This is a genomic window from Oceanicaulis sp. HTCC2633 (genome assembly GCF_000152745.1).
Taxonomy (GTDB): domain Bacteria; phylum Pseudomonadota; class Alphaproteobacteria; order Caulobacterales; family Maricaulaceae; genus Oceanicaulis.
Genome location: NZ_CH672428.1, coordinates 3110855 through 3133053 on the forward strand (window position 1 = coordinate 3110855; position 22199 = coordinate 3133053).

A 22199-nucleotide genomic window follows, 5' to 3' on the forward strand; every position below is an offset into this window, starting at 1 on the left:
CCTTGATCGCGGCGCGCCGCACCCTTTGCCCATGACTGCGCCCCTCAAAGACCGCATCACCAAGAGCTTGCCCAATATCGCGCCCGATCGCGCCCGGCGCGCGCGAGAGCGCATTGGCGCGGCGGTGTTTGACGCCTGGGGCGAGGGGGCGGCGTTTCTCGACAGCGTGTTCGCCGCCGCGCCCTATCTGGCGCGCACGGCCGTGCGGCGCCCGGATACGCTTCTGAAACTCGCCACGACCAGCCCTGAAGACCTGATTGAGCATTTGTGCGAAACGGCGCGGGAGGCGGCGTCCCTTGAGGACGAAGACGAGGTGATGGCGGTGCTGCGTCGGGCCAAGCTCGACCTGCATCTGGTCACCGCGTTGGCGGACCTTGCCGGCGCGTTCAGCCTGAAAGAGGTGATGGCGGCGCTGACGGACTTTGCCGACGCCGCCGTGCAGGCGAGCCTCGCCTGCGCCGTGCGCAGCCATGGCGTCGAGGTGAGCGATCCGCTCAATCCCATGCCGGGCTATTTCGTGCTGACCCTGGGCAAGCACGGCACGCGCAGCCTGAATTTCTCCTCCGACATTGATCTTGTCATCGCCTATGAGCCGGAGATCATCGAGGCGCCCGAGGGCAAGGATCCGCTCAAGCTGTTCTCGCGAATCGCCCAGAAGCTCAGCAATATCATGCAGGACGTGACGGCGGACGGGTATGTCTTCCGCGTCGATCTGCGCCTGCGCCCCGATCCCGGCTCCACCCCTGTCGCCGTCAGCGCCAACATGGCCCGGCATTATTTCGAGGCGGTGGGCCAGAACTGGGAGCGGGCGGCCTACGCCAAGGCGCGGGTATGCGCCGGCGACCGGTCGGCGGGCGAGGGGTTCCTGAAAGACCTCAATCCCTTCATCTGGCGGCGGACCATGGATTTCGCCGCGGTCGAGGATATCCGGTCCCTCGCCAAGCAGATCCAGGCCGTGGGCAAGCGCGCCGAAGTGCGCGCGGCGGGCCATGATGTGAAGCTGGGGCGCGGCGGCATTCGAGAGATCGAGTTCTACGCCCAGTGCCTGCAGCTCGTCTTCGGCGGGCGCATGCCGGCGGTTCGGGCCCCGGGCACGGTGGATGCGCTGGCGGCTCTGGCCGCCCATGACCTCATTGAATCCGAAGAGGCTGAAGCCCTGACCGCCTATTACATCGCGTTGCGCGATGTGGAGCACCGCATCCAGATGCTCGAGGATGAGCAGACCCAGACCCTGCCTCTTCATGACGATGCCCGCCGGGCCGTGGCGGCGCTCTCGGGCTCTGATGACCTCACGGACTTTGACGCCCGGATGACCGCGCTGTTTGGCGCTGTCCATGCGGCCTTCTCGGCCCAGTTCGGGGAGGGGGAGAGCCTCGCCACCGAAGCGGGCAGTCTGGTGCTGACCGGCGTCGAGCCCACGCCGGATACCCGCGAGACGCTGGACCGGCTGGGCTTTTCAGATCCTGACAGGGTCTGGGAGCGGCTGGCGGGCTGGGCGGCGGGTCGAGCGCGGGCGGCGCGCACCGAACGGGCCCGGCGCCTCTTCTCGCGCTTTGCGCCACGGCTGATCGAGGCGCTCTCGGCCACGGGAGATCCTGACGCCGCCTTCACCCGTTTTTCCACCTTTTTTGAGGGCCTGCCGAGCGGGGTGCAGCCGCTCTCCCTGCTGGTCAATCAGCCTGAACTGGCGCGCGAGCTGATCGCCATGCTGGGTCTTGCCCCGCGTCTGGCGGAAACCCTCGCCCGGCGACCGGCGCTTCTGGACACCTTGCTGGACCCGGCCTTCGCGCGCCCCTTGAGCGAAGATCCGCCCGCCTATCGCGTCGAGCGCTTCGCAGGGCTCGAGGCCATGGATTACGAGCAGGCGCTGAACGCCGCCCGTCGTCTTGCGCGTGAGGAGAAGCTGCGCATTGGCGGACAGCTTCTGCTGGGGCGGGCGCGCGCCCAGGACGCCGGTCAGGCCTATGCCGATCTCGCAGACGCCTCGCTCGCCGCCATGGCGCAGGCGGCGGTGCGCGAGATGACTGCCCGCCACGGTCCGCCGCCCGGCGACTGGGCGGTGCTGGGCCTGGGCAAGCTGGGGGGGCGCGAGCTGAGCGCAACGTCCGATCTCGACATCATGCTGGTGTATGAGCCCCATGCCGAACAATCGGACGGCAAGCGTCCGCTGGTGGCGCAGACCTGGTTCATCCGCTTCACCCAGCGTCTGGTCTCGGCGCTGTCCGCGCCGACCGAGGAGGGGGAGCTCTATGAGGTGGATCTGGCGCTGAGACCGTCCGGATCCGCAGGCCCTGCCGCGGTGAGCCTGTCGCGGTTCGAGGAGTATTATCAGACTTCGGAAGCCTGGACCTGGGAGCGCATGGCGCTGACCCGCGCTCGCATCGTTGTGGAGGGCGGCCTCGCCGGCAAGCTCGATGACGCCATCAACGCCGTCATCCGCGCCGCCGGACCGGCGACGATGCTGTGCGAGGACGCCGCGGACATGCGGGCGCGGCTTGAACGTGATCGGCCTGCGCGCTCGTTCTGGGATCTCAAGCTCAGGCCAGGCGGGTTGATCGATATCGAGTTCATCGCCCAGACCGGCCAGCTGGTTCAGCGCGAACGGCTGGGCGCGGATACGGCCGGTGCGATCGCACATCTGGCCCGATCGGGCTGGCTCCAGCCGGGAGACGCCCGGGCGCTGCAGGACGCGCATGAGCTTTATGGCGATCTCACGCAAATCCTGCGCGCCGCCCATGGCGCGGACTTTGATCCAGAGAAAGCCAGTGAACCCTTCGCAAGGCGGATCTGCCTGGCGGCGCATTGCGAGGATCTCGCCTGCACGGCCGACCGGCTGGATGAGTGTGCGCGGACCGTACGCGGCATCTTCGACCGCACCATCGGGCCTGTCAGATTCCGCGCGACGGATTAGGATGTCCTTACCCGTACCAAGGGTATGAGCGAGGGAGAAAACAAGACCCCGCTCCGATACAGGAGATTGGTACGATGAAGAGACTTCTGAGCGCTGCTGCAGCGATGATCGTTCTGGGTTCGGGCGCCGCCCTGGCCCAGCCGACGGGCTTTGACGGACCGGGCGCGCGCGGCCATGGCCATCATGATCGCGGTCCCGGCCGCGGGCATGGCGGCATGAATGGCCTGCGCATGCTGGAGGTGGCGGATCTCAATGGTGACAACACCGTGACCCGCGCCGAAGTCGAGCAGCTGCAAACCGAGGAATTCGCCTATCGCGACCGCAATGGCGACGGCTTCCTGGACGAGGCGGATGCATCCCCGATGCAGCTTCGCATGATGGCGCTGCGCGATGACCGCCGTCAGGCGCGCGAGGACGATGGCGAGGAGCGAGCGGATCGCCGGGAGCGTCGTCGTGAGGGCCGCCGGGGCGAAGGCCGGGGCTTTGATGCTGACCAGGATGGCCGGATTTCCTCGGCCGAGTTCATGACGGGATCTTCGCGCATGTTCGATCGACTGGATGCGAATTCGGATGGCGCCGTCACCCCCGATGAGCTGGACGCCATGATGCAGGCCCGAGCGGAGCGTCGCGAAGAGCGCCGCACGCCCTGGTGGCGCAACTAGGCGTCCCAGGAAGGCTGCGCGCGTGTCCCGCCCCGTCCTCAAGGTCATAGACGGTTCCCCTCGCCGGACGGGCGGGGGCGAGGAGGCGCGCGCCGCGGACGCCCGGCTGGCAGAGGGCGTCGCCCAGGGCGACGCCGGCGCCATCCGGGCTCTGACGCAGAGATGCCTGCCGCGCGTTCACGGCGTGGCGTCGCGGCTGCTGGGTGATCGCGACGAGGCGGATGATGTGGCGCAGGAGACCTTTGTGAAGGTCTGGCGCAAGATCGCGCTTTATGATCCGGACAAGGCCCGGCTCGAAACCTGGGTGACGCGGATCGCCATGAACGCCTGTTATGACCGCTTGCGCAAGAAGCGCGAGAGTCAGATCAGCGAGGATGCGCCCGAGCAGATGGATGGCGCCGCAAGCGCGGAAAGCCGTCTGACCGGCGAGGATGCGCTGAGCCGGGTGAGATTGGCGGTCGCCGAGCTGCCGGAACGCCAGAAGCTGGCGCTGCAATTGTGCCATTTTCAGGACCATACCAATATCGAGGCCGCCCAGATTATGGAGGTCAGCGTGGAAGCGCTGGAATCCCTGCTCGCGCGGGCGCGTCGGGCCTTGAAGGCCAAGCTGGCGGCGGACCGGGACGAGCTGATCGCGGACGCAGCAGGATTGCACGGATCGGGGAAAGAGATATGAGCGAGATGCACACGATGAACCCGGACCGGTTTAGTGAACTGGCGGATGCCTTTGGCGGCGAGCTGTCGCGCTGGCCGAGCGATGAGCAGGCCCGGGCGCAGGCTTTCCTGAGCGCCGAGCCGGAGCTGGCCCAGGCCCTGCTGGACGAGGCTGCGGCGCTGGATGCGTTGCTGGATCTCGACGTCACCGCGCCGCCAGCTCCCGCGCTTTACGAAACGATTGCGGCGTCGGGAATTCGTCGCGCCTTCGCCCCGCCGCGCTGGGCGGGCATCGCAGCCGCCATTGCGCTGATGTGCGGCGCGGGGACGGGCTGGCTGGGCGCCCAGATGAACACCCCGACCAATCACGACGCCTTGTACGCCAATGCCTTCTCCGTTCTCTCGGAGACGGAAACCCTGTTTGAGGATGGCTCATGAACCGGATCAATATCTGGATTGCCTTGCTGCTGGTCTCTGTCCTGCTGAACGGATTGCTGATCGGTTCGAGCGCCCATCGCTGGTTCCATGATGATGGGCCGTCGCGCGCCTCGATCCGGGCGGACGCGGAGAACGCCGCAAGCGTGAAGGGGTTCGAGCCGCGCAGCTTCTTCAGGGCCGTGCCCGAGGAATATCGCCGTGAGCTGTTCGAACACATGGCGGGCTCGCGTGACGAGGTCTACGCCCTGATGCGTGATCTGGGCGACAAGCGACGCGCCGTGCGCGCCGTGCTGACGACCGAGCCCTATGACCCCGAAGCCGCCGCTCAGGCCCTGAGCGAAGCGCGCGAAGCGCGCGCCCGACTGGAGCAGCGCACCGAAGCGCTCATTCTCGACGCGGCGGGCATCCTGCCGGCGGATGTGCGTCGGGACGCCTTCGATCGCGCCCTGACCCGCCGTCATGACCATGAGCGTCGGGAGCGTGACCGGGACCATGAGGATCGGCGAGAGGATGAAGAGACGCGCCCTGATCATCCTCGAACGGGATCCGAGGACGGGCCGCGTCACGAGCCGCCGTCCGGTTCGCAAGCGCCGGATCTGTTCTAGAAACCGCAGGCGGCCGGGCAGAGGCGCGAAAGGCTCAGGCCTCTGCGCTCAGGCTCTCATCGGTCTGAGCAGCTTGCCCGGAGGGCCTGGGCGCTGGGCCCGCATCCGCCACGATGGGCTCGGCGGGCAGGGTGAAGGAGACGGTGGTGCCTTCGCCAAGGCGGGAATCGATCCGCAGGGCGCCGCCATGCATTTCGATGAGCGATTTGGACAGGGCAAGGCCAAGGCCGGAGCCCTGATGCTTTTTCGAATGCTGGCTCTCGATCTGCTCGAACGGCCGGCCGACCCGCTGCAAATCATCTTCGGAAATCCCGATGCCGGTGTCTGACACCTGCAGCACCACCCCGTCTGCAGCCTGGAAGCCGCGCAGCTTCACCTTGCCGCCTTCAGGCGTGAACTTCACCGCGTTCGACATCAGGTTCAGGATCACCTGCTTGAGCGCGCGCGGATCGGCGGTGATCTCGGGCAGCTCCGAACCTTCCACCGTCAGCTCGATCGACTTTTCCTCGGCGCGGGCGCGCATGATCCGCACACACTGCTCGATCACCTCCGCGGGCATGAGGGGCTCGGGCTGAAGCTGCATCTTGCCGGCCTCGATCTTGGACATGTCCAGAATATCGTTGATCAGCGACAGCAGGTGCTGGCCGGAGCTGAGAATGTCGCGCACATAGTCCTGATAGCGCTCATGGCCCAGCGGGCCGAACATCTCGCCCGCCATGATCTCTGAGAAGCCATTGATGGCGTTGAGCGGCGTGCGCAGCTCATGGCTCATGTTTGCGAGGAATTCGGACTTGGAGCGGTTGGCCTCCTCGGCGCGGATCTTCTCCTGCTCGTAATTGGCGGCCAGCTCCTGCACGCGCTCCTGGGAGCGACGCAGGTTTTCCACCGTGCGGCGCATCTCGCGGTCATTGTCCTTGAGGGCGCGCTGCTGGTCCTTCAGGGCGGTGATGTCCGCGCCCACGCTGACGAGACCGCCATCGGCGGTGCGGCGTTCGGCGTAGTGGATCCAGCGCCCGTCATTGAGCTCGAGATCATAGTCGTCCTGGCCGTCCTCGGAGGCATGGGCCGCCTTGATGGCGCGCGCCGCCGCCGCCTCCACCTGTTCATAGCTCGACCCGATGCGCAGATCGGGTTCGTTGAAGCCGAAGAAGTCCCGGAACTTGCGGTTCCACAGCACCAGCCGTCCGCGCGCATCCCACAGCACGAAACTCTCGCTCATGGATTCAAGCGCCGCGCGGAGACGCGATTCCGCCGCCGCCACGCGCGCCTGGGCGCCCTTGCGCTCGGTGATGTCGATGGCGACGCCAATGATCCGGCGCGTATGCGGCAGGAGACGCCCGCGCAGTTGCAGCCAGACCGGCAGGCCTGCGGCGCGCACTTCCAGATCCACGTCCTGGGCGTTGGCGGCGCCGCGCAGGGCCGCCCGCACCTTGGGGCGGTCTTCCTTGCCCAGCAGCAGGAGAAGCTCGGGGCCGGACAGGGATTCCCCCCGCGCGCGCCCGATCAGCTGGGCGAAGGAATCGGTCAGCACCACTTCATCGGTGTCGAGATCCCAGTCCCAGACCCCGCAGCGCGCGCCCTCGATGGCGAGGTGCAAACGCCCTTCGGAGTCATGCAGGCGCGCCTGGGTGTCGCCCAGCCGTCCCATCTGGTTGCGCAGGACGATCGACAGGGCGCCTGCGGTCCCGAGCGGCGCCAGAAACAGGAGCAGGTGGAAAAGCAGCGTGCTGTTCCAGGCCTGACGGTCAATGCCGTCCGGCCCCAGGCTCAGCGCCTGCAGCGGTGCGCCATTGATCGCCGCGGCGCCCAGGATGCGGGCGTCCTCGCCTAGATGCGCGCCGCGCATGGCGCCGCCATTGCGCGACATCTCCGAGACCGCCTCCGGATCAAGGCCCAGTCGTTCGGCCGCAAAGGGCGCGCCGGTGAAGGGGGTGTCGGGATTGAGCGCCAGCAGGCGGCCTTCCGCATCGGTGAGCATGGCGACCTCGTCCCGGTTCCAGCGCGGCAGCAGGGCCTGGGGCGTGAGGCTGGCGATCAGGGCGCCCACGGAGCCGTCGGCCAGCGGCGCGGGCGCCGTGATCACCAGAGACGGCGTCTGGCCCGGGCGGGCGGCGAGCCCGGAGGTGGACAACAGCGCGGCGTTCGCCGCCTCGCGCAGGGCGTCCGGATCAGCTTCGCCCGACGCAATCAGGCGTCCGTCGGGGGTCAGGAGGGCGGCGGCGTCCACCCAAGGGGCCTCGATCAGATTGTCGAGGCCGGCCTGGGCGCCGGCGTCCAGACTCGCAGGGCTCATCACTTCAAGCTGGGAGGCGGCCATGGCGAGCGCGCCGCGCACTTCGGACAGTCGTCCCGAGACGCGTTCGGCGATAAAGGCGGCCGTGCGGGCCTGGGAGGCCTCGGCCTCCGCACGCGCGGCGGTCCATTCCTGGTGCAGCTTGACCAGGATCACGCAGCCGAAGACGAGAGAGAAGGCGATGACGGCCAGCGTCGTGGGCCACAAGGATCCCTTCGCTTCGGTCTCGGCCGAAACGGGAGAGCGATCGCTTTTGGCGTCGCGCGCGGTCTGTTGGCCGACACGAATCATCCTTGGCAAACTAAGGTGTTCCGCGGGCGTTCGTCCAGCGCCGTAAATGCCGGGTTAAGAGCGGCTGTAAGGCTTAAGCCATCAGCTTGTCGATGGCGTCCTGATCATTGTCGTCAACCATCTCGGCGTCCGCCGGATTGGCGTTGTCAGAGGGTTTTTCCGTGGTCACCGACCGGCGTTCAGGGCCGTTGTATTCCTCGCGCTTGCGGCGACGGTCCGGACCCAGATAGTTCGCGGTCTTCACGAAGGGGCGCGGATTGTTGACCACCGCCACAATCTTCTCCCACATCTGGCGCGCCGTGACGGGCTTGGCGCAGATCTCGGTCACGCCGGCGTCGCGGGCGGCCATGATGCGCGAGCGTTCGGTATGTGCGGTGAGAAGGATGATCGGCACGAACGGGTTCTTCATGTCCGCGCCGCGACGGACCATCTGGATGAATTCCAGCCCGTCCAGCAGCGGCATCTGGTAATCGACGATGATCAGGTCGATCGGCTCGTGGCGCACCATTTCGAACGCTTCGACGGCGTCGCGCGATTCATGGGTCCTGGAAATGCCGAAACCGAGCAGCATCGAACGGATAATGCTGATCATGTGAGCATTATCGTCGATGATCAGGGTGTTCACATTGCCCATGCGGGGCGTCATGCCGCGGCTCCGTTCGCTCAGGGCTCAAATCTGAGTCGGGTTCAATCTAGGTCGAATGCCATTGCCGTGTAGTTAATCCAATGTGCCTTCAGACTTTTGCTGCATGTCGTCCGGCCGTGCGTTCACCGCGCGGATGAGGTCAGCGGCGGTTTTCGCCAGAGTGATGGTCTGGGTGGAGGCGTCCGGGTCCTCCTGTGCGGATTTCATCAGGCGCTCGGCGAGGGCGAACAGGCTGGGGGCGTGCACGATCAGGCGCGCCTGATGCTCGATGCGGCCCGGATCGCGATCATACTCCGCGCCCGGCACGCGCCATCCGCCCCAGTTCTGGCTGTCGGTGACCACAACCGGGTAGGTGCCCGGCTGCGGGTGGTGGGCGCATTCCTCGACCGATTGCCATTTGTTGCGGGCCCGCATGAGCCGCCAATTGCCGACCGGGTTCTCCTCGATCGCCTCGGCGCTCAGCTCGTCGGCGGTGAAATCGCGCCCCAGTCCGCAATCATAGGCGATCTTTACGGGCTCTTCGACGTCACGCACCCAGTGCGGCTTGACCTTCTCGATCACCGCCCAGGTGCCGACCGGTTTGACGTAGACGCGTTGGTGCTTGTGATATTCAGCTTTGGCCATCGTGGTCTCCCTTGCCCGAAACCCTAACCCGGACAGGGTCTAGAGCGGGTTAACCAACACGGTTACGAAACCCCTTCCAGGCCCGGGCGCAGGACGGGTTTGCGCTGGGCGGAAAGCCTGTGTACATCGCAGATCATGACCCAGGACACGCTGACCCTCCGCAAGCCCGACGACTGGCATGTGCATCTGCGCGACGGCGCAATGCTGGACTTCGTCGCCGATTTCACTGCGCGCCAGTTCGCCCGTGCCATCGTGATGCCGAACCTGACCCCGCCGGTGACGACGGTGGATCAGGCGATCGCCTATCGCGACCGGATCAACGCGGCGGTCCCGGCTGAACGCGGCTTCACCCCGCTGATGACGGCCTATCTCACCGATACGATCAGCGCGGACGAGATCGAACGCGGCTTCAGGGACGGCGTCTTCACCGCCGCCAAGCTTTACCCGCAGAACGCCACGACCAACTCGGCCCATGGCGTCAGCGACATCGCCAATATCCGCCCGGTGCTCGAACGGATGGAAAAGCTGGGCATGCCGCTCCTGGTGCATGGCGAAGTGGTCAGCCCCGACATTGACATCTTTGACCGCGAGGCGGTGTTCCTGGACACGGTTCTCGGCCCGCTCATCAAGGACATGCCGGGCCTGCGCGTGGTGCTCGAGCACATCACAACCGAGCAATCGGTCGAGTTCGTGAAGGCGGGCGGCGAGAACCTGGCCGCCACGATCACCGCGCACCATTTGCGCATTGACCGCAATGACATGCTGGTGGGCGGCATCCGTCCGCACGCCTATTGTCTGCCCGTGGCCAAGCGTCGTTTGCACAAGCTGGCCCTGCGCAAGGCCGCGGTGTCCGGCAACCCGAAATTCTTCCTTGGCACCGACACCGCGCCCCATGAGCGTCACGCCAAGGAAAGCGCCTGCGGCTGCGCAGGCATTTTCAGCGCGCCGGTGGCGATCGAGAGCTACGCCCAGACCTTTGAGGAAGAGGGGGCGCTCGACAAGCTCGAAGGCTTCGCCAGCGCGTTCGGGCCGGCCTTCTATCGCCTGCCGCTCAATGAGGGAACGATCACCCTCAAGCGCCAGGCCACCGAGATTCCCGCCGCTCTGGAAGCGGGCGACATCAAGGTCGTGCCCTTCCATGCGGGCGAGAAGATGAGCTGGCGCCTCGTTGAGGACTAGAGTCTCAAATTAGAGCCCATGAAAAAGCCGCCCTGCAGACTGCAAGGCGGCTTTTTGTTTGAGCGGAGACTGCGCTTACGCGGCCGGCGCGTCCAGGCTGTTCATGTCAATGACGAAACGATAGCGCACATCGGCTTTTTCCATCCGGTCAAAGGCGGTGTTGATCTCGTCCATCTTGATCATCTCCACTTCGGGCAGGATGTTCATCCGGCCGCAGAAATCGAGCATTTCCTGGGTTTCGGCGATGCCCCCGATCAGGGAGCCGGCGATCCGGCGACGCCCCATGATGGCCGGAGGAGTCATGAACTCCTCCATCGGGCCGACCTGGCCGACAATCGCGAGCGTGCCGTCAATGTCCAGAAGCGGCATGTACGGGGTGACGTCGTGCTTGACCGGCACGGTGTCGATAATGAGGTCGAGCGAGTTGCGCGCCGCCTTCATTGCGTCCTTGTCGGTGGAGATCAGAACCGCGTCCGCGCCCAGCTCCAGCGCGTCCTTCTCCTTGCTCGGAGAGCGGCTCAGCACGGTGACATGCGCGCCCATGGCGATGGCGAGCTTGATCGCCATATGGCCCAGACCGCCCATGCCGATGACGCCGACCCGGCTGCCCGGGCCCACATTCCAGGTGCGCAGCGGGGAGTAGGTGGTGATGCCGGCGCAGAGCAGCGGCGCCGCGCGTGAGATATCCAGCCCGTCCGGCATGGCCAGCACGAACTCTTCACGCACCACGATATGCTTGGAGTAACCGCCCTGGGTCGGCTCGCCGGTGATGCGGTCCTTGGAATCGTAAGTCGCGGTCATGCCGTTGCGGCAGTATTGCTCCTCGCCATGATCGCACTGGTCGCAGTCCTGGCAGCTATCCACCATGCAGCCGACGCCCACATGGTCGCCCACCGCGTATTGCTCGACATCGGGACCGACCGCGATGACCTTGCCCACAATCTCGTGGCCGGGCACGAGCGGCGCCGTGTAGGGGCCCCAATCGCCGCGGGCGGTGTGCAGATCCGAATGGCAGACACCGCTGTACAGAATTTCGATGGCGACATCATTGCTGCGCAGCTCGCGCCGCTCGAAATCATAGGGGGCGAGCGGTTTGTCCGGGGCGTAGGCGGCGTATCCGGTGGTTTTCAAGGAACTCTCTCCTGAGACTGGCTGTGAGCTGTGGCTCATAGGTAGGACGATGTACTTATATCGCAAGCGATATAAAGTAACGCCGAGGCTTACTCGCTCTGCTCTGGCGCGTATTCGGCGTCAGAAACGGCCGCGCCCCAGCGGACGGGCGAGCCGTTCTCGGCTTGCTGGATGGCGATATGGGTCATGGAGCGGTCGTCTTGCGCGCCATGCCAATGGTTGGTGTGAGGCTCGATCCAGACCATATCGCCTTGGCGAATGTCCTGACGGGCCTGGCCCTCGATCTGGATCCAGCCTTCCCCGTCCGTGACGATCAGCAACTGTCCCAGCGGGTGGGTGTGCCAATGGGTGCGGGCTCCAGGCTCAAAGGTGACCGTTCCGGTGGACAATTCCGCGGGCGAGGGGGCTGTGAACAGGCCGCTGATCCGGACCTGGCCGCTGAAGGTCTCGGCCGGGCCCTGGACGGTCTGTTGGTCTTCAAGATGAATGATTTCCATGGTCAATCCGGCCTCATAGTGATGAGGGCCAGATATAGCCACTGTGATAAATATGATTAGTATATCAAGCTGATTAGGGCTTATTCGGAATTGATATGAATGAAACGGGAAGACCTCTCTGATCTGATGACCTTTCTGGCCGTGGCTGAAGCGCGCAGCTTCACCAAGGCGGCGGTGCGGCTGGGCACCTCGCAATCAGCGGTCAGTCAGGTGGTGCGACGGCTCGAAGACCGGCTGGGCGTCCGGCTTCTGACCCGGACCACGCGGAATGTCGCGCCGACCGAGGCGGGGCGCCGGTTGGCGGAGCGCTTGCGTCCGGCGCTGGATGAGATCGAGGCCGAGCTTGAAACCCTCGATCAGATCCGTTCGACGCCTTCGGGGCTGTTGCGGATCACCGCCACTTATGACTCCGCCCATGATCTTCTCGAGCCTGTGGTGAGCCAGCTGATGCAGGACTTTCCCGATATCGCCGTGGAGATCAGCGTGGATGCGCGCCTCGTTGATATCGCCAAGGACGGCTTTGATGCCGGCGTGCGGCTGGGCGAGCAGGTGGATGCGGACATGATCGCGGTTCCCATCGGTCCCGATCTGAGCATGCGCGTGGCCGGCGCGCCCGCCTATTTCGACCGGGCGGGGCGTCCGCAGACGCCCCATGAGCTGACCGATCATGACTGCATCAATCTGAGGCTCCAGACCCTGGGCGGGCTTTATGCCTGGGAGTTCGAGAAGGACGGACGTCCGCTCAGCGTACGGGTGGAGGGCCGCTATACCAGCGATGACCCGGCGCTGAACATCAAGATGGCGCTCAAGGGCGGAGGCCTGGTCTGTCTGCCGGACCAGCTTCTGACCGGGCATCTCAAGACCGGGGCGCTGGAGACAGTGCTGGAAGACTGGTGCCCGCCCTTTCCGGGCTATCATCTCTATTACCCCAGCCGTCGGCAGATGACCCCGGCTTTCCGCCTGTTGCTGGACCGTCTCAAAGCACAGCGTCAGGCCCTGATGCGCGGCTGAGGCTGACCCCCGGATTTGCGCTTTCTCTCTGCTCGCACTACATCCCGCGGCCATGACAGACAGCGCAGCCCCCCTCGACCGCCGGTTCACGGTGGCGCCCATGATGGACTGGACGGACCGGCATTGCCGCGCCTTCCATCGCGTCCTCACGCGCCGGGCCGTGCTCTACACCGAGATGGCGGTGGATCAGGCGCTGATCCATGGCGATGTGCCGCGCCTGATCGGCTTTGACGCCAGCGAGCACCCTGTCGCCATCCAGCTGGGCGGCTCTGATCCGGACATTCTGGCGCGCGCGTCGAAGATCGCCGAGGGCTTTGGCTATCTCGAAATCAACCTGAATGTGGGCTGCCCGTCTGACCGGGTGCAGTCGGGCAAGTTCGGCGCCTGCCTGATGCGCGAGCCCGAACTGGTGCGCGACTGCCTGACCGCCATGCGCGAGGCGGTCTCGGTTCCCGTCACCGTCAAGCACCGGCTGGGCGTGGATGATCAGGACCCGGAAAAGACCCTGTTCGGCTTTGTCGAGACCGTCCGCGAAAGCGGGGTGAAGACCTTCATCGTCCATGCCCGCAAGGCCTGGCTGAAAGGGCTGAGTCCCAAGGAAAACCGGGACGTGCCGCCGCTCGACTATGATCTGGTGCGCCGGATGAAGGCCGAGCATCCCGATCTTGAAGTGCTCTTGAATGGCGGGCTGGAAACCCTCGAGCATGGCATGGCCGAGATCCATGGCGCGGACGGGATCATGCTGGGCCGGGCGGCCTATCACACGCCGTGGACGCTGGCTGAAGTAGACACCCGCATCTATGGCGAGGCGTCTGATCCCTGCGCGACGCCGTTCGAGGCGGTCGAGGCCTATCGTCCCTATGTGGAGCGCCAGCTCGATCAGGGCGTGAAGCTGCACGCCATCACGCGGCACATGCTGGGCCTGTTCGCGGGCCGTCCCGGCGCGCGCAAATGGCGTCAGGTGCTGTCCGAGCGCGCCAATCGTCCCGGCGCGGGCTGGGAAGTTCTGGAAGACGCGCTCGACGCCGTGCGTCCGGCGGCGGCGGAATAAAACCCTTTCCAGCCTTTATGTTGCAGCGCGCCATCAAACGGCGCAAAAGTGCGGCCTTCTTTCAGTTGACTTGAAAGGCTGGCCGCATGGACGCCTCGCTCATCCCCTTCATCCTCGCCCTTCTGGCCGTCGGCGCCTTCGCCGGGCTGATTGCGGGCCTGTTCGGCATTGGCGGGGGCATCATCATGGTGCCGGCACTCTATTATGTGCTGACCGGTCTGGGGTATGAGGCGCACGCCATGCACGCTGCGGTGGGCACCTCCCTGATGGTGATCGTGGCGACGTCCCTGCGGTCGGTGGCGGCCCACGCCCAGAAGGGGGCGGTGGATTTTAAGGTGCTCAAGACCTGGACGCCTTTCATCGTTCTGGGCGCGCTGCTGGGGTCGGCTGTCGCCGATCTTGCGCCCGGCCGGGCGCTGACGGGATTGTTCGGCGCCGTGGCGCTCTTGCTGTCAGCGCAATTCTTCTTTGGACGCCCGGACTGGAAGCTCGCCGACGATCTGCCGGGGCAGCCGATGAAGACCGTGCTCGGCATGACGATCGGCATTCTCTCGTCGCTGATGGGAATTGGCGGCGGCGTGTTCGGGGTCACCCTGATGACCCTGCATGGCAAGACCATTCACACGGCTGTCGCGACCGCCGCCGGATTCGGCGTCGCGATTGGCCTTCCGGGCGCGATCGGCTTCATGATCGCCGGGCTGGATGAACCGGCCCGCGCGCCGTTCTCGGTAGGATATGTGAACATGGCGGCCTTCGTGACGCTGGCCGCTTCCGCCGTCTTTCTGGCGCCGGTGGGCGCGAATCTGGCGCACAGCCTGAACCCCAAACGGCTCAAGCAATTCTTCGCCGTGGGGCTTCTCATCATGTCGCTGAACATGCTGCGCGAAGCGATCTTTGTGGGCTAACGCCTGCTCAGGCCCCGCTTTTCCCGATAGGCCGCTTCACGCGCCTTCAACTCGGGTTTTATCGCCAGACGCTCTTGCTGGCTCATGGTCATCCAGCGGCCCAGCTCGTCCAGGGTGCGGAAACAGCCCACGCAGATCGCCGCGTTGGGATCAACCACGCAGACGCGCTTGCAGGGGCTCCAGATCGGTTCGGTCATGGCCTGAAACTGGCGCGTTAAGGCTTCTGCTGCAAGCGCACTAGTGTTTCTTTAAGAAAACGGTATTTTGGCGAACCTGTGACAAACGCCCGAACCGGCGTGGGCCGTCATTAGGGGAATTCATTCACATGATTGAAGATCTGGGTCTGCAGCTGCGCAGCCTCATCGGCGTGTTCGTGTTTCTGGCCATCGCCTGGGCGCTGGGGCCGCGAAAAGCGCCGCCGCTTGTACTGGTTCTGGGCGGCGTCGCCGTGCAGTTCGCCATTGCGATCATGCTGTTCAGCTTTTCGCCCACGCGCGCCTTCCTGTCCTCGCTGACCACCGTCGTCGAGGTGCTGCAGGCGGCGACAACCCAGGGCACGAGCTTCGTGTTCGGCTATCTGGGCGGGGGCGAGAACCCCTATGTGATCCGCGAGGGCGCCGAAGGGCTGACCTTCACCTTCGCCTTCCAGGCCCTGCCCATGGTGATCGTGCTTTCGGCGATCTCGGCGGTGCTGTGGCGCTGGCGCATCCTGGAATTTGCGGTGCGCGGCTTCGCCAGCCTGTTCCGCCGCATCCTGAACCTGTCGGGCGCCGCTTCTCTGGGCGCAGCTGCGAACATCTTCCTCGGCATGACCGAAAGCCCGGTCTTGATCCGTCCGCGCCTGCCCGCGATCTCGCGCTCTGACCTGTTCCTGATCATGACGGTGGGCTTCTCCACCGTGGCGGGCTCGGTGATGGCCATCTATGTGAGCCAGCTCAACGCCGTACTCGATGACGCCGCCGGCCATATCCTGACCGCTTCGCTGATCTCGGTGCCGGCCGCCGCGATCCTCGCGCGCCTCATGCACCCGCAGGACGAAACCGCCGAGCAGGCCGAGAAGGAAAATATCCCCGTCCAGCTCTATCACTCCACCATGGACGCCCTGACCACGGGCGTTGCGGATGGCGTGAAGCTGTTCGTCAACATCATCGCCATGCTCCTGGTGTTCACCGCCATCGTGGCTCTGGTGAACTTCATGCTGGGCGGGCTGCCGGACTTCCTGGGCGAGCCGATCACCGTGCAGCGCATGCTGGGCTATCTGTTCTCCCCGCTGGTGTGGATCGCCGGTCTGCCGTGGAGCGAAGCGCAGGCGGGCGGCACCGTCATGGGCTTCAAGACGGCGCTGAACGAGATCTTCGCCTATGACGCACTGGCCGCGAACGCCGACGCGCTCAGCCCGCGCTCGCGCCTGATCCTGACCTATGCGGCCTGCGGCTTTGCCAACTTCTCCTCCGTCGGCATTCTGGTGGGCGGCTTGATCGCCGTGGCGCCGAGCCGCCGCGAGGACATCCTCCAGCTCGCGCCGCGCGCGCTGATCTCCGGCACGCTTGCGACCCTGATGACGGGCGCGGTGATCGGAACCCTGCCGATGAGCCTCTTCAACTAGGCGCTGACGTACGCAGACATGAAAACGGCCCCGGGAAACCCGGGGCCGTTTTTATTTTTTGGGGGGCAGGAGCGTGTTAATCCCCCCGCCGCGGAAAAAACTTGCTCCTTAGCCAGCCCAGCGTGGAATTGCCCTTGAGTTGGTCGCGATAGGCGGCCTTCATGAAGCGGTCGAGGCCTTCGGCGTCGCCCAGCATCTCCAGCCGGGTCTTGAAGGGACCGTCCGGGTCGAGCGTCCTGATCGGCCGGGCCGGCGCGCCCGCCACGACCGTATTGGCGGGCACGTCCTTGGTCACGACCGAGCGGGCGCCGATGACGGCGTTGTCGCCAATGGTGACGCCCTTGCCCACAAACGCCCCGTCCCCGATCCAGACATTGTCGCCGATGATCACCGGGGCGCTGGGCGGCCGGGCGGTGATCCGATCATAAAGCCCATGCCAGTCGCTGTCGGTGATGGTGACCGATTTGGCGAGCAGGGCGGCGTTTCCGATCACGATCTTCTCCGCCGCCAGAATGCGGATGCCGCCGGCGAAGAAGCAGCAATCGCCGATATGGATTTCGCCCGGCGCATCAGACGGCGACCAGACCGTGAAGCTGACCGGCTGGTCCTTGCGGCTGACGATATGGATCGCCTGACCGGCATGCACATTGGGCCCGAACACCTCCACATTCCACGGGCGCACCACCTTGGCGTGACCGCCCAGGCTTTCGAAATGCGGTTCGAGGAAATGGCGCGTCCAGGCGTTCTCGAACTGCTCCCACAGGGCGTGCATCCAGTAAGGACGGTGGTCATGGCGCATGGTTTTGGAGTATCCAGCGAGGAATGAGCGAAGATGTTATCGAAACCGCGATTCTGTCCCTGGTCGAGCAGCGAGGGCCGGATAAAAGCATCTGCCCGTCCGAGGCGGCCCGCGAAGTCTTCCCCGAAGACTTCCAGTCCCGCATGCGCCATGTGCGCAACGCGGCGATCCATCTGGCCCGCCAGGGCAAGATCGTGATCCTGCGCAAGGGCAAGCCGGTGGACCCTGAAAACTTCAAGGGCGTCTATCGCCTCGCCAAGGCGCCGGAGGCGTCTGCGCCCGAAGGCGATGGCTGAGTCTTTCGATCAGCTCAAGCGTGAGATCCGCGCCTGCCGGGTCTGCCAGCCCCATCTTGGCCATCCCGTGCGACCCGTGGTGCGGGGCGAGGCGAGCGCCCGTATCCGAATTATCGGCCAGGCGCCCGGCACGCGCGTCCAGGCCAGCGGCAAGCCTTTCACAGACCCCAGCGGCGACCGCCTCAGGGACTGGATGGGGGTGAGCGAAGACGCGTTCTATGACGAACGCGCCATAGCCATCACGCCCATGGGGTTCTGCTTTCCGGGCCTTGATGCGAAGGGGGGCGACAAGCCGCCCCGGCGCGAATGCGCGCCGCTCTGGCAGGACCGGGCGAGCAGGGCCTTGCCGAATGTGGGGCTGACCTTGCTGGTGGGCGCCCATGCACAGCGCTGGCATCTCGGGACTCAAGCCGCGAAGACCCTGACCGAGACCGTAAAGCAGTGGCGACTGCACTTGCCAGATTATGTTGCGCTGCCGCATCCGAGCTGGCGAAACACCGGCTGGCTGAAGCGTAACCCTTGGTTTGAGCAAGAAGTTTTGCCCGAGCTGAAAGCTCGCGTCCGCGAAATGTTGAACAGTCTAAATTGACCGTACATTTACCCAAGTAAAACGGGCACTTGCGTGGACTTGTCGCAAAAGGTATCGAGACGGCGCACGCGCTGGCCCAAGGCTGATCGTGACCGCCGATGAAGCGGCTCCGGCCTTCCAGCGTCCCATTTTCGTTTCGCGACAGGAAGGACTCCCCGCTCATGAGCCTGTTCGAGCATACCGCGTTCGATAACCACGAAAAAGTTCTCTTCGCCACCGATCCGGCGACGGGGCTCAAAGCCATCCTGGCGGTGCACTCCACCGCGCGCGGCCCGGCCGTTGGCGGCTGCCGCATGTGGTCCTATCCGTCCTCTGCCGAGGCTGTGACCGACGTGCTGCGCCTGTCCCAGGGCATGAGCTACAAGAACATCATGGCGGACCTGCCCATTGGCGGCGGCAAATCCGTGATCATGAAGCCCGAGGGCGATTTCGACCGTCAGGCCCTGTTTGAAGCCTTCGGTCGTGCGCTGGAAAGCCTCAATGGCCAGTACATCTCCGCAGAAGATGTGGGCGTCTCTCCCGATGACATGGTCGCGGCGCGCCGCACCACCCGTCATGTCGTGGGTCTGCCTGACGGCACGGGCGACCCGTCTCCGGTGACCGCCAAGGGCGTGTTCATGGGCATTCAGGCCGCGGCTGCCCGCGGTCTCGGCTCTGAAGACCTCAAGGGCGTGAAGATCGCTGTTCAGGGCGCGACCGGCCATGTGGGCGCCTATCTGGTGCGTCACCTCGCCGAAGCCGGCGCCGAACTGCATCTCGCCGATATCCGTGAGGCCGAGCTGAAGGCCATCGCCAAGGAAACCGGCGCGAAAGTGGTCGAAGACCCGAACGCCATCTACGACGTGGATGCGGACATCTTCACCCCGTGTGCGCTGGGCGCGATCATTAACCCGAACACCATTGATCGCCTGAAGGTCAAAGTGGTGGCCGGCGCGGCCAACAACCAGCTGGAAACCCGCGACATGGGCGCCGAGCTCGTCAAGCGCGGCATCCTGTATGCGCCCGATTACGTCATCAACGCCGGCGGCATCATCAACGTCATGGGCGAGATCGATCCCCGCTTTGACGCCAAATGGGTGGAAGGCAAGCTGCACACCCTGAAAGCCACGCTGGGCGAGATCATGGACACCGCGGCTCGCGAGAACCGTCCGTCCAATATCGTCGCCGACGAGATTGCGCGTCAGCGCCTCGCCGATGCAGCCGAACAGAAGGCCCTGGCGGCGGAATAAGCCCGCTTTCCGGCCTGAATTGAACTTGCACATCAAAGCGGCGGCCTGTACTCAGGCCGCCGTTTCTGCATTGAAGGACATGAGGCCCATGAAGCTCCAGACCCGTTCCGCCCCTCGCGCAACCCTGTCTGGAGTCCGTCATGTCCGCCTGTCTGTCTGCCAATTCTCTTTCACTACATACGCCTGACCATACCTGTCTGCTGGAGGGGTTCACCCTCAGCTTCAGCACTGAGGTGACCGGAATCGTCGGCCCCAACGGGGCGGGCAAGTCCACGCTGCTCAAGGCGCTGGCGGGGGGTGTCGCGCCCAGCTCCGGCTCGATCTCGATGCACGGACGTCTGGGCTGGCTTGAACAATCGGGTCCGGATGCGAAGGGTGACCTCGCCGTCGGACTGGGGGTCGGCGCAGCGCTCGCCTGTCTCAAACGCATCACGGAGGGTCTGGGCGACGCAGCCGATTTCGAGGCGGCGGACTGGACGCTGGAGGCCCGTGTGGAGGCGGCGCTGAACCGGGTCGGGCTTGGCGGCATGCCTCTTGATCGTCCTGTGTCAGCCCTGTCGGGCGGGCAGCGCGCCCGGCTGGCGCTCGCGCGGGCCTGGATCGCGGCGCCAGACATCCTGTTGATGGATGAACCCACCAACAATCTCGACGCAGACGGTCGCAAGGCCGTGCAGCAGATGCTGTCAGACTGGCCGGGCGGTCTGGTCATCGTCAGCCATGACCGCGCGCTTCTGGAGCATATGGACCGGATTGTGGCGCTTGAAAGCCCCGGCTGGGCCGTGTTTGGGGGCGGCTGGTCCGAGTATGCGGCGCAACGCGATGCGGCGCGGGAGCGAGCGCAGGCCGAGCATGACCGGCTGGACGCCGAAGCCCGGCAGGTCAAACGCGCTGCGAAGGAGGCCGAGGCCCGGCTTCAGCGCCGGGCGCGTTCGGGCAAGGCGCAGCGCGCCGACGGCAGTCAGCCCAAGGTGTTGCTCGACGCCATGAAGAACCGTAGCGAGGCGACCGCTGGGCGTCTGGCGGGGCTCAGCCAGAAACGCGTCGGCGAGGCGGAGGCGCGGTTGGACACAGCGCGGGGCCAGCTGCACAAGGGGCCGAAACTGTCCATCAAGGCCGTCGCCGCCGATAGTCCGCAGGGGCGCACCGTGCTGGCGTTCGAGGCTGTATGCTTCGGGTATGACGCCGCTCCCGTGATCCAGGATCTCAGCTTTGCCCTGTCAGGCGGGGCGCGCATGGCGATCACCGGTCCGAATGGCGCGGGCAAGACGACCGTATTGAAACTGGCCGAGGGCGTGCTGGCGCCCGGTCGGGGGGAGATCCGCCGCACATCAGGCCGCATCGCAAGACTGGATCAGACCGTCAGTGATCTTGATCCGGACCTGAGCGTGGTGGACGCCTTGAGGGCCCGCAATCGGTCCCTGTCGCGCAATGCCGCCTATGCAGCGCTCGCTCAGTTCGATCTGCGCAATACCGATGCGGAGAAGTCCGTAGCGAGCCTGAGCGGAGGCGAGCGTCTGCGCGCCGGGCTTGCGGGCGTTCTGGGCGGTGAGCCCCCCGAGCTGATCCTGCTTGATGAACCCACCAATCATCTTGATATCGAGGCCGTCGAGGCGCTGGAACAGGCGCTGTCCGTCTTTTCAGGCGCTCTCCTGGCGGTCAGTCATGATGAGCGGTTTCTGGACGCGCTGACGCTCGACAGCACGCTGACGCTGACTAGGCGCTGACGAGATGGGCGAAGGCCGGCTCGACGCCGAGCCGCACCGCGTCGCCGACGCGGTGGTTCTCCTTCAGGCTGGCGCGGGCCTCCAGCGTCTGGCCGGTCTCGAGCCGGCAGGTCAGGCGCGCATAGCCCGAGCTGACCCGACGCGCGATGATGCGGGCGAGGGCGCCTTCGGCGTCCGCGCGCTCCAGTTTCACGCCTTCGGGGCGGACCAGAAGCAAGACCTTGTCGCCATTGGTGAAACCCGTGGCGGAATAGGCGCCCAGAACCGTGTTGGCGATGCCGTCGCGGACCTCGGCCTCGAACACGTCCACATCGCCCAGAAGCCGGGCGGCGGTCAGCGAGGCGGGCTTCATGTAGAGCGTATCGGGCGCGCCGGTCTGGATGATCCGGCCCTCATTCATCAGGGCGATGGAATCAGCAAGTTCCAGCGCTTCCTCGGCGTCATGGGTGACGATCAGGGTTGCGGCCTCGGACTGGCGCAGGGCGTCGGCGGTGGCGCCGCGCAGTTCGGAGCGCAGGCGGCGGTCGAGGCCGGAGAAGGGCTCGTCCAGCAGCATCACGTCGGGTTTGATCGCCAGCGCGCGCGCGAGCGCCACGCGTTGCTGTTCACCGCCCGAGAGCTCATGCGGATAGGCCTTGGCGCGATGCGCCAGCTCCACTGCTTCCAGTCGCCTGAGCGCTGTCTCGCGACGGCTGGCCTTGGGGCCCTCACGCAGGCCAAAAGCGACATTGTCCAGCGCTGTCAGGTGCGGGAAGAGGGCGTAATCCTGAAACACCACGCCGCAGCGGCGATCCTCTGGCGGTTTGTGCAGGCCCTTGGCGCTCCACAAATGGTTCTCGAACCGGATTTCGCCCGCATCCAGCGGCTCCAGCCCGGCGATGGCGCGCAGGAGCGTGGACTTGCCCGACCCCGATGGTCCCAGAAGCGCTGTCACGCGCCCGCAGGTCAGGGTCAGCTCGACGCCGTCCACGGCCGGCCGCCCCGGGGCGAAGCGCACCACGGCGCCGGAGACTTCCAGCAGGCGATCATCGAGTTTGACGGCAGTCATCGTGCAGGCG

The 22199-nt window shown here is 65.6% G+C and carries 22 protein-coding genes; 14 read left to right on the plus strand and 8 right to left on the minus strand.

Annotation, left to right across the window (positions count from 1 at the left end; genetic code table 11):
- Positions 1-31: 31 nt before the first annotated feature.
- The 5 genes from OA2633_RS14740 to OA2633_RS14760 all read left to right on the plus strand — a co-directional run bounded on the left by OA2633_RS14740 (position 32) and on the right by OA2633_RS14760 (position 5270).
- A complete protein-coding gene (locus OA2633_RS14740) occupies positions 32-2911 on the plus strand; it encodes a bifunctional [glutamine synthetase] adenylyltransferase/[glutamine synthetase]-adenylyl-L-tyrosine phosphorylase (RefSeq protein WP_009803381.1) in 2880 nt (959 codons plus the stop codon).
- 74 nt (positions 2912-2985) lie between these two features.
- Complete coding sequence (locus OA2633_RS14745) at positions 2986-3573, plus strand: hypothetical protein (protein ID WP_083783295.1); 588 nt, start codon at positions 2986-2988, stop codon at positions 3571-3573.
- 22 nt (positions 3574-3595) lie between these two features.
- Positions 3596-4249, plus strand: coding sequence for an RNA polymerase sigma factor (locus OA2633_RS14750; protein WP_009803383.1), 654 nt, complete (start codon positions 3596-3598; stop codon positions 4247-4249).
- Positions 4246-4665: a hypothetical protein gene (locus OA2633_RS15640; protein ID WP_009803384.1), complete on the plus strand. Its 420-nt coding sequence runs from the start codon at positions 4246-4248 to the stop codon at positions 4663-4665. The genes OA2633_RS14750 and OA2633_RS15640 overlap by 4 nt, the downstream gene beginning before the upstream one ends.
- Positions 4662-5270, plus strand: coding sequence for a periplasmic heavy metal sensor (locus tag OA2633_RS14760; protein ID WP_009803385.1), 609 nt, complete (start codon positions 4662-4664; stop codon positions 5268-5270). The genes OA2633_RS15640 and OA2633_RS14760 overlap by 4 nt, the downstream gene beginning before the upstream one ends.
- 34 nt (positions 5271-5304) lie before the next feature.
- On the opposite strand, the gene OA2633_RS14765 is transcribed toward OA2633_RS14760, so the two are convergent.
- The 3 genes from OA2633_RS14765 to OA2633_RS14775 form a co-directional block, all read right to left on the minus strand.
- Positions 5305-7770 (minus strand): ATP-binding protein, encoded by a 2466-nt coding sequence (locus OA2633_RS14765; protein WP_241760721.1) that lies wholly within the window; start codon positions 7768-7770, stop codon positions 5305-5307.
- Positions 7771-7927: 157 nt separating this feature from the next.
- Positions 7928-8500 carry a response regulator gene (locus OA2633_RS14770; protein ID WP_009803387.1) on the minus strand — a complete coding sequence of 191 codons (573 nt, stop codon included), beginning with the start codon at positions 8498-8500 and terminating at the stop codon, positions 7928-7930.
- 72 nt (positions 8501-8572) lie between these two features.
- Positions 8573-9124, minus strand: coding sequence for a hypothetical protein (locus OA2633_RS14775; protein WP_009803388.1), 552 nt, complete (start codon positions 9122-9124; stop codon positions 8573-8575).
- A 135-nt stretch (positions 9125-9259) separates the two neighbouring features.
- Between OA2633_RS14775 and pyrC the strand changes: the two genes are divergently transcribed.
- A complete protein-coding gene (pyrC, locus tag OA2633_RS14780) occupies positions 9260-10303 on the plus strand; it encodes a dihydroorotase (protein ID WP_040612785.1) in 1044 nt (347 codons plus the stop codon).
- Between the two features lie 75 nt (positions 10304-10378).
- Here the strand turns inward: pyrC and OA2633_RS14785 are convergent, their stop codons facing one another.
- Together OA2633_RS14785 and OA2633_RS14790 are read right to left on the minus strand one after the other, a co-directional pair.
- Positions 10379-11434, minus strand: a complete 1056-nt coding sequence (locus OA2633_RS14785; RefSeq protein WP_009803390.1) for an NAD(P)-dependent alcohol dehydrogenase — start codon at positions 11432-11434, stop codon at positions 10379-10381.
- Positions 11435-11523: 89 nt separating this feature from the next.
- A complete protein-coding gene (locus OA2633_RS14790) occupies positions 11524-11931 on the minus strand; it encodes a cupin domain-containing protein (RefSeq protein WP_009803391.1) in 408 nt (135 codons plus the stop codon).
- A 99-nt stretch (positions 11932-12030) separates the two neighbouring features.
- Between OA2633_RS14790 and OA2633_RS14795 the strand changes: the two genes are divergently transcribed.
- The 3 genes from OA2633_RS14795 to OA2633_RS14805 all read left to right on the plus strand — a co-directional run bounded on the left by OA2633_RS14795 (position 12031) and on the right by OA2633_RS14805 (position 14898).
- Positions 12031-12942, plus strand: a complete 912-nt coding sequence (locus OA2633_RS14795; protein ID WP_009803392.1) for a LysR family transcriptional regulator — start codon at positions 12031-12033, stop codon at positions 12940-12942.
- 52 nt (positions 12943-12994) lie between these two features.
- Positions 12995-13993, plus strand: coding sequence for a tRNA dihydrouridine(20/20a) synthase DusA (gene dusA, locus OA2633_RS14800; protein ID WP_009803393.1), 999 nt, complete (start codon positions 12995-12997; stop codon positions 13991-13993).
- A gap of 86 nt (positions 13994-14079) precedes the next feature.
- Positions 14080-14898: a sulfite exporter TauE/SafE family protein gene (locus OA2633_RS14805; RefSeq protein WP_009803394.1), complete on the plus strand. Its 819-nt coding sequence runs from the start codon at positions 14080-14082 to the stop codon at positions 14896-14898.
- Here the strand turns inward: OA2633_RS14805 and OA2633_RS14810 are convergent.
- A complete protein-coding gene (locus OA2633_RS14810) occupies positions 14895-15095 on the minus strand; it encodes a DUF1289 domain-containing protein (protein WP_009803395.1) in 201 nt (66 codons plus the stop codon). The two genes, OA2633_RS14805 and OA2633_RS14810, sit on opposite strands and share 4 nt — an antisense overlap.
- 128 nt (positions 15096-15223) lie before the next feature.
- Here OA2633_RS14810 and OA2633_RS14815 point away from each other — a divergent pair, with 128 nt between their 5' ends.
- Entirely contained in the window at positions 15224-16504 is a 1281-nt protein-coding gene (locus OA2633_RS14815; RefSeq protein ID WP_009803396.1) for a NupC/NupG family nucleoside CNT transporter, read from the plus strand.
- A gap of 76 nt (positions 16505-16580) precedes the next feature.
- Here OA2633_RS14815 and OA2633_RS16640 read toward each other — a convergent pair whose 3' ends face one another.
- A complete protein-coding gene (locus OA2633_RS16640; protein WP_009803397.1) occupies positions 16581-17303 on the minus strand; it encodes a DapH/DapD/GlmU-related protein in 723 nt (240 codons plus the stop codon).
- A 23-nt stretch (positions 17304-17326) separates the two neighbouring features.
- Between OA2633_RS16640 and OA2633_RS14825 the strand changes: the two genes are divergently transcribed.
- From OA2633_RS14825 to OA2633_RS14840, 4 genes are all read left to right on the plus strand, one after another.
- Positions 17327-17599, plus strand: coding sequence for a DUF3253 domain-containing protein (locus OA2633_RS14825; protein ID WP_009803398.1), 273 nt, complete (start codon positions 17327-17329; stop codon positions 17597-17599).
- Positions 17592-18188, plus strand: a complete 597-nt coding sequence (locus OA2633_RS14830) for a uracil-DNA glycosylase family protein (protein WP_009803399.1) — start codon at positions 17592-17594, stop codon at positions 18186-18188. The genes OA2633_RS14825 and OA2633_RS14830 overlap by 8 nt, the downstream gene beginning before the upstream one ends.
- Before the next feature lie 161 nt (positions 18189-18349).
- Positions 18350-19417, plus strand: a complete 1068-nt coding sequence (locus OA2633_RS14835; protein WP_009803400.1) for a Glu/Leu/Phe/Val dehydrogenase dimerization domain-containing protein — start codon at positions 18350-18352, stop codon at positions 19415-19417.
- 140 nt (positions 19418-19557) lie between these two features.
- A complete protein-coding gene (locus tag OA2633_RS14840) occupies positions 19558-21141 on the plus strand; it encodes an ABC-F family ATP-binding cassette domain-containing protein (protein WP_009803401.1) in 1584 nt (527 codons plus the stop codon).
- On the opposite strand, the gene OA2633_RS14845 is transcribed toward OA2633_RS14840, so the two are convergent.
- Positions 21131-22189, minus strand: a complete 1059-nt coding sequence (locus tag OA2633_RS14845) for an ABC transporter ATP-binding protein (protein WP_009803402.1) — start codon at positions 22187-22189, stop codon at positions 21131-21133. The two genes, OA2633_RS14840 and OA2633_RS14845, sit on opposite strands and share 11 nt — an antisense overlap.
- Between the last annotated feature and the right edge of the window lie 10 nt (positions 22190-22199).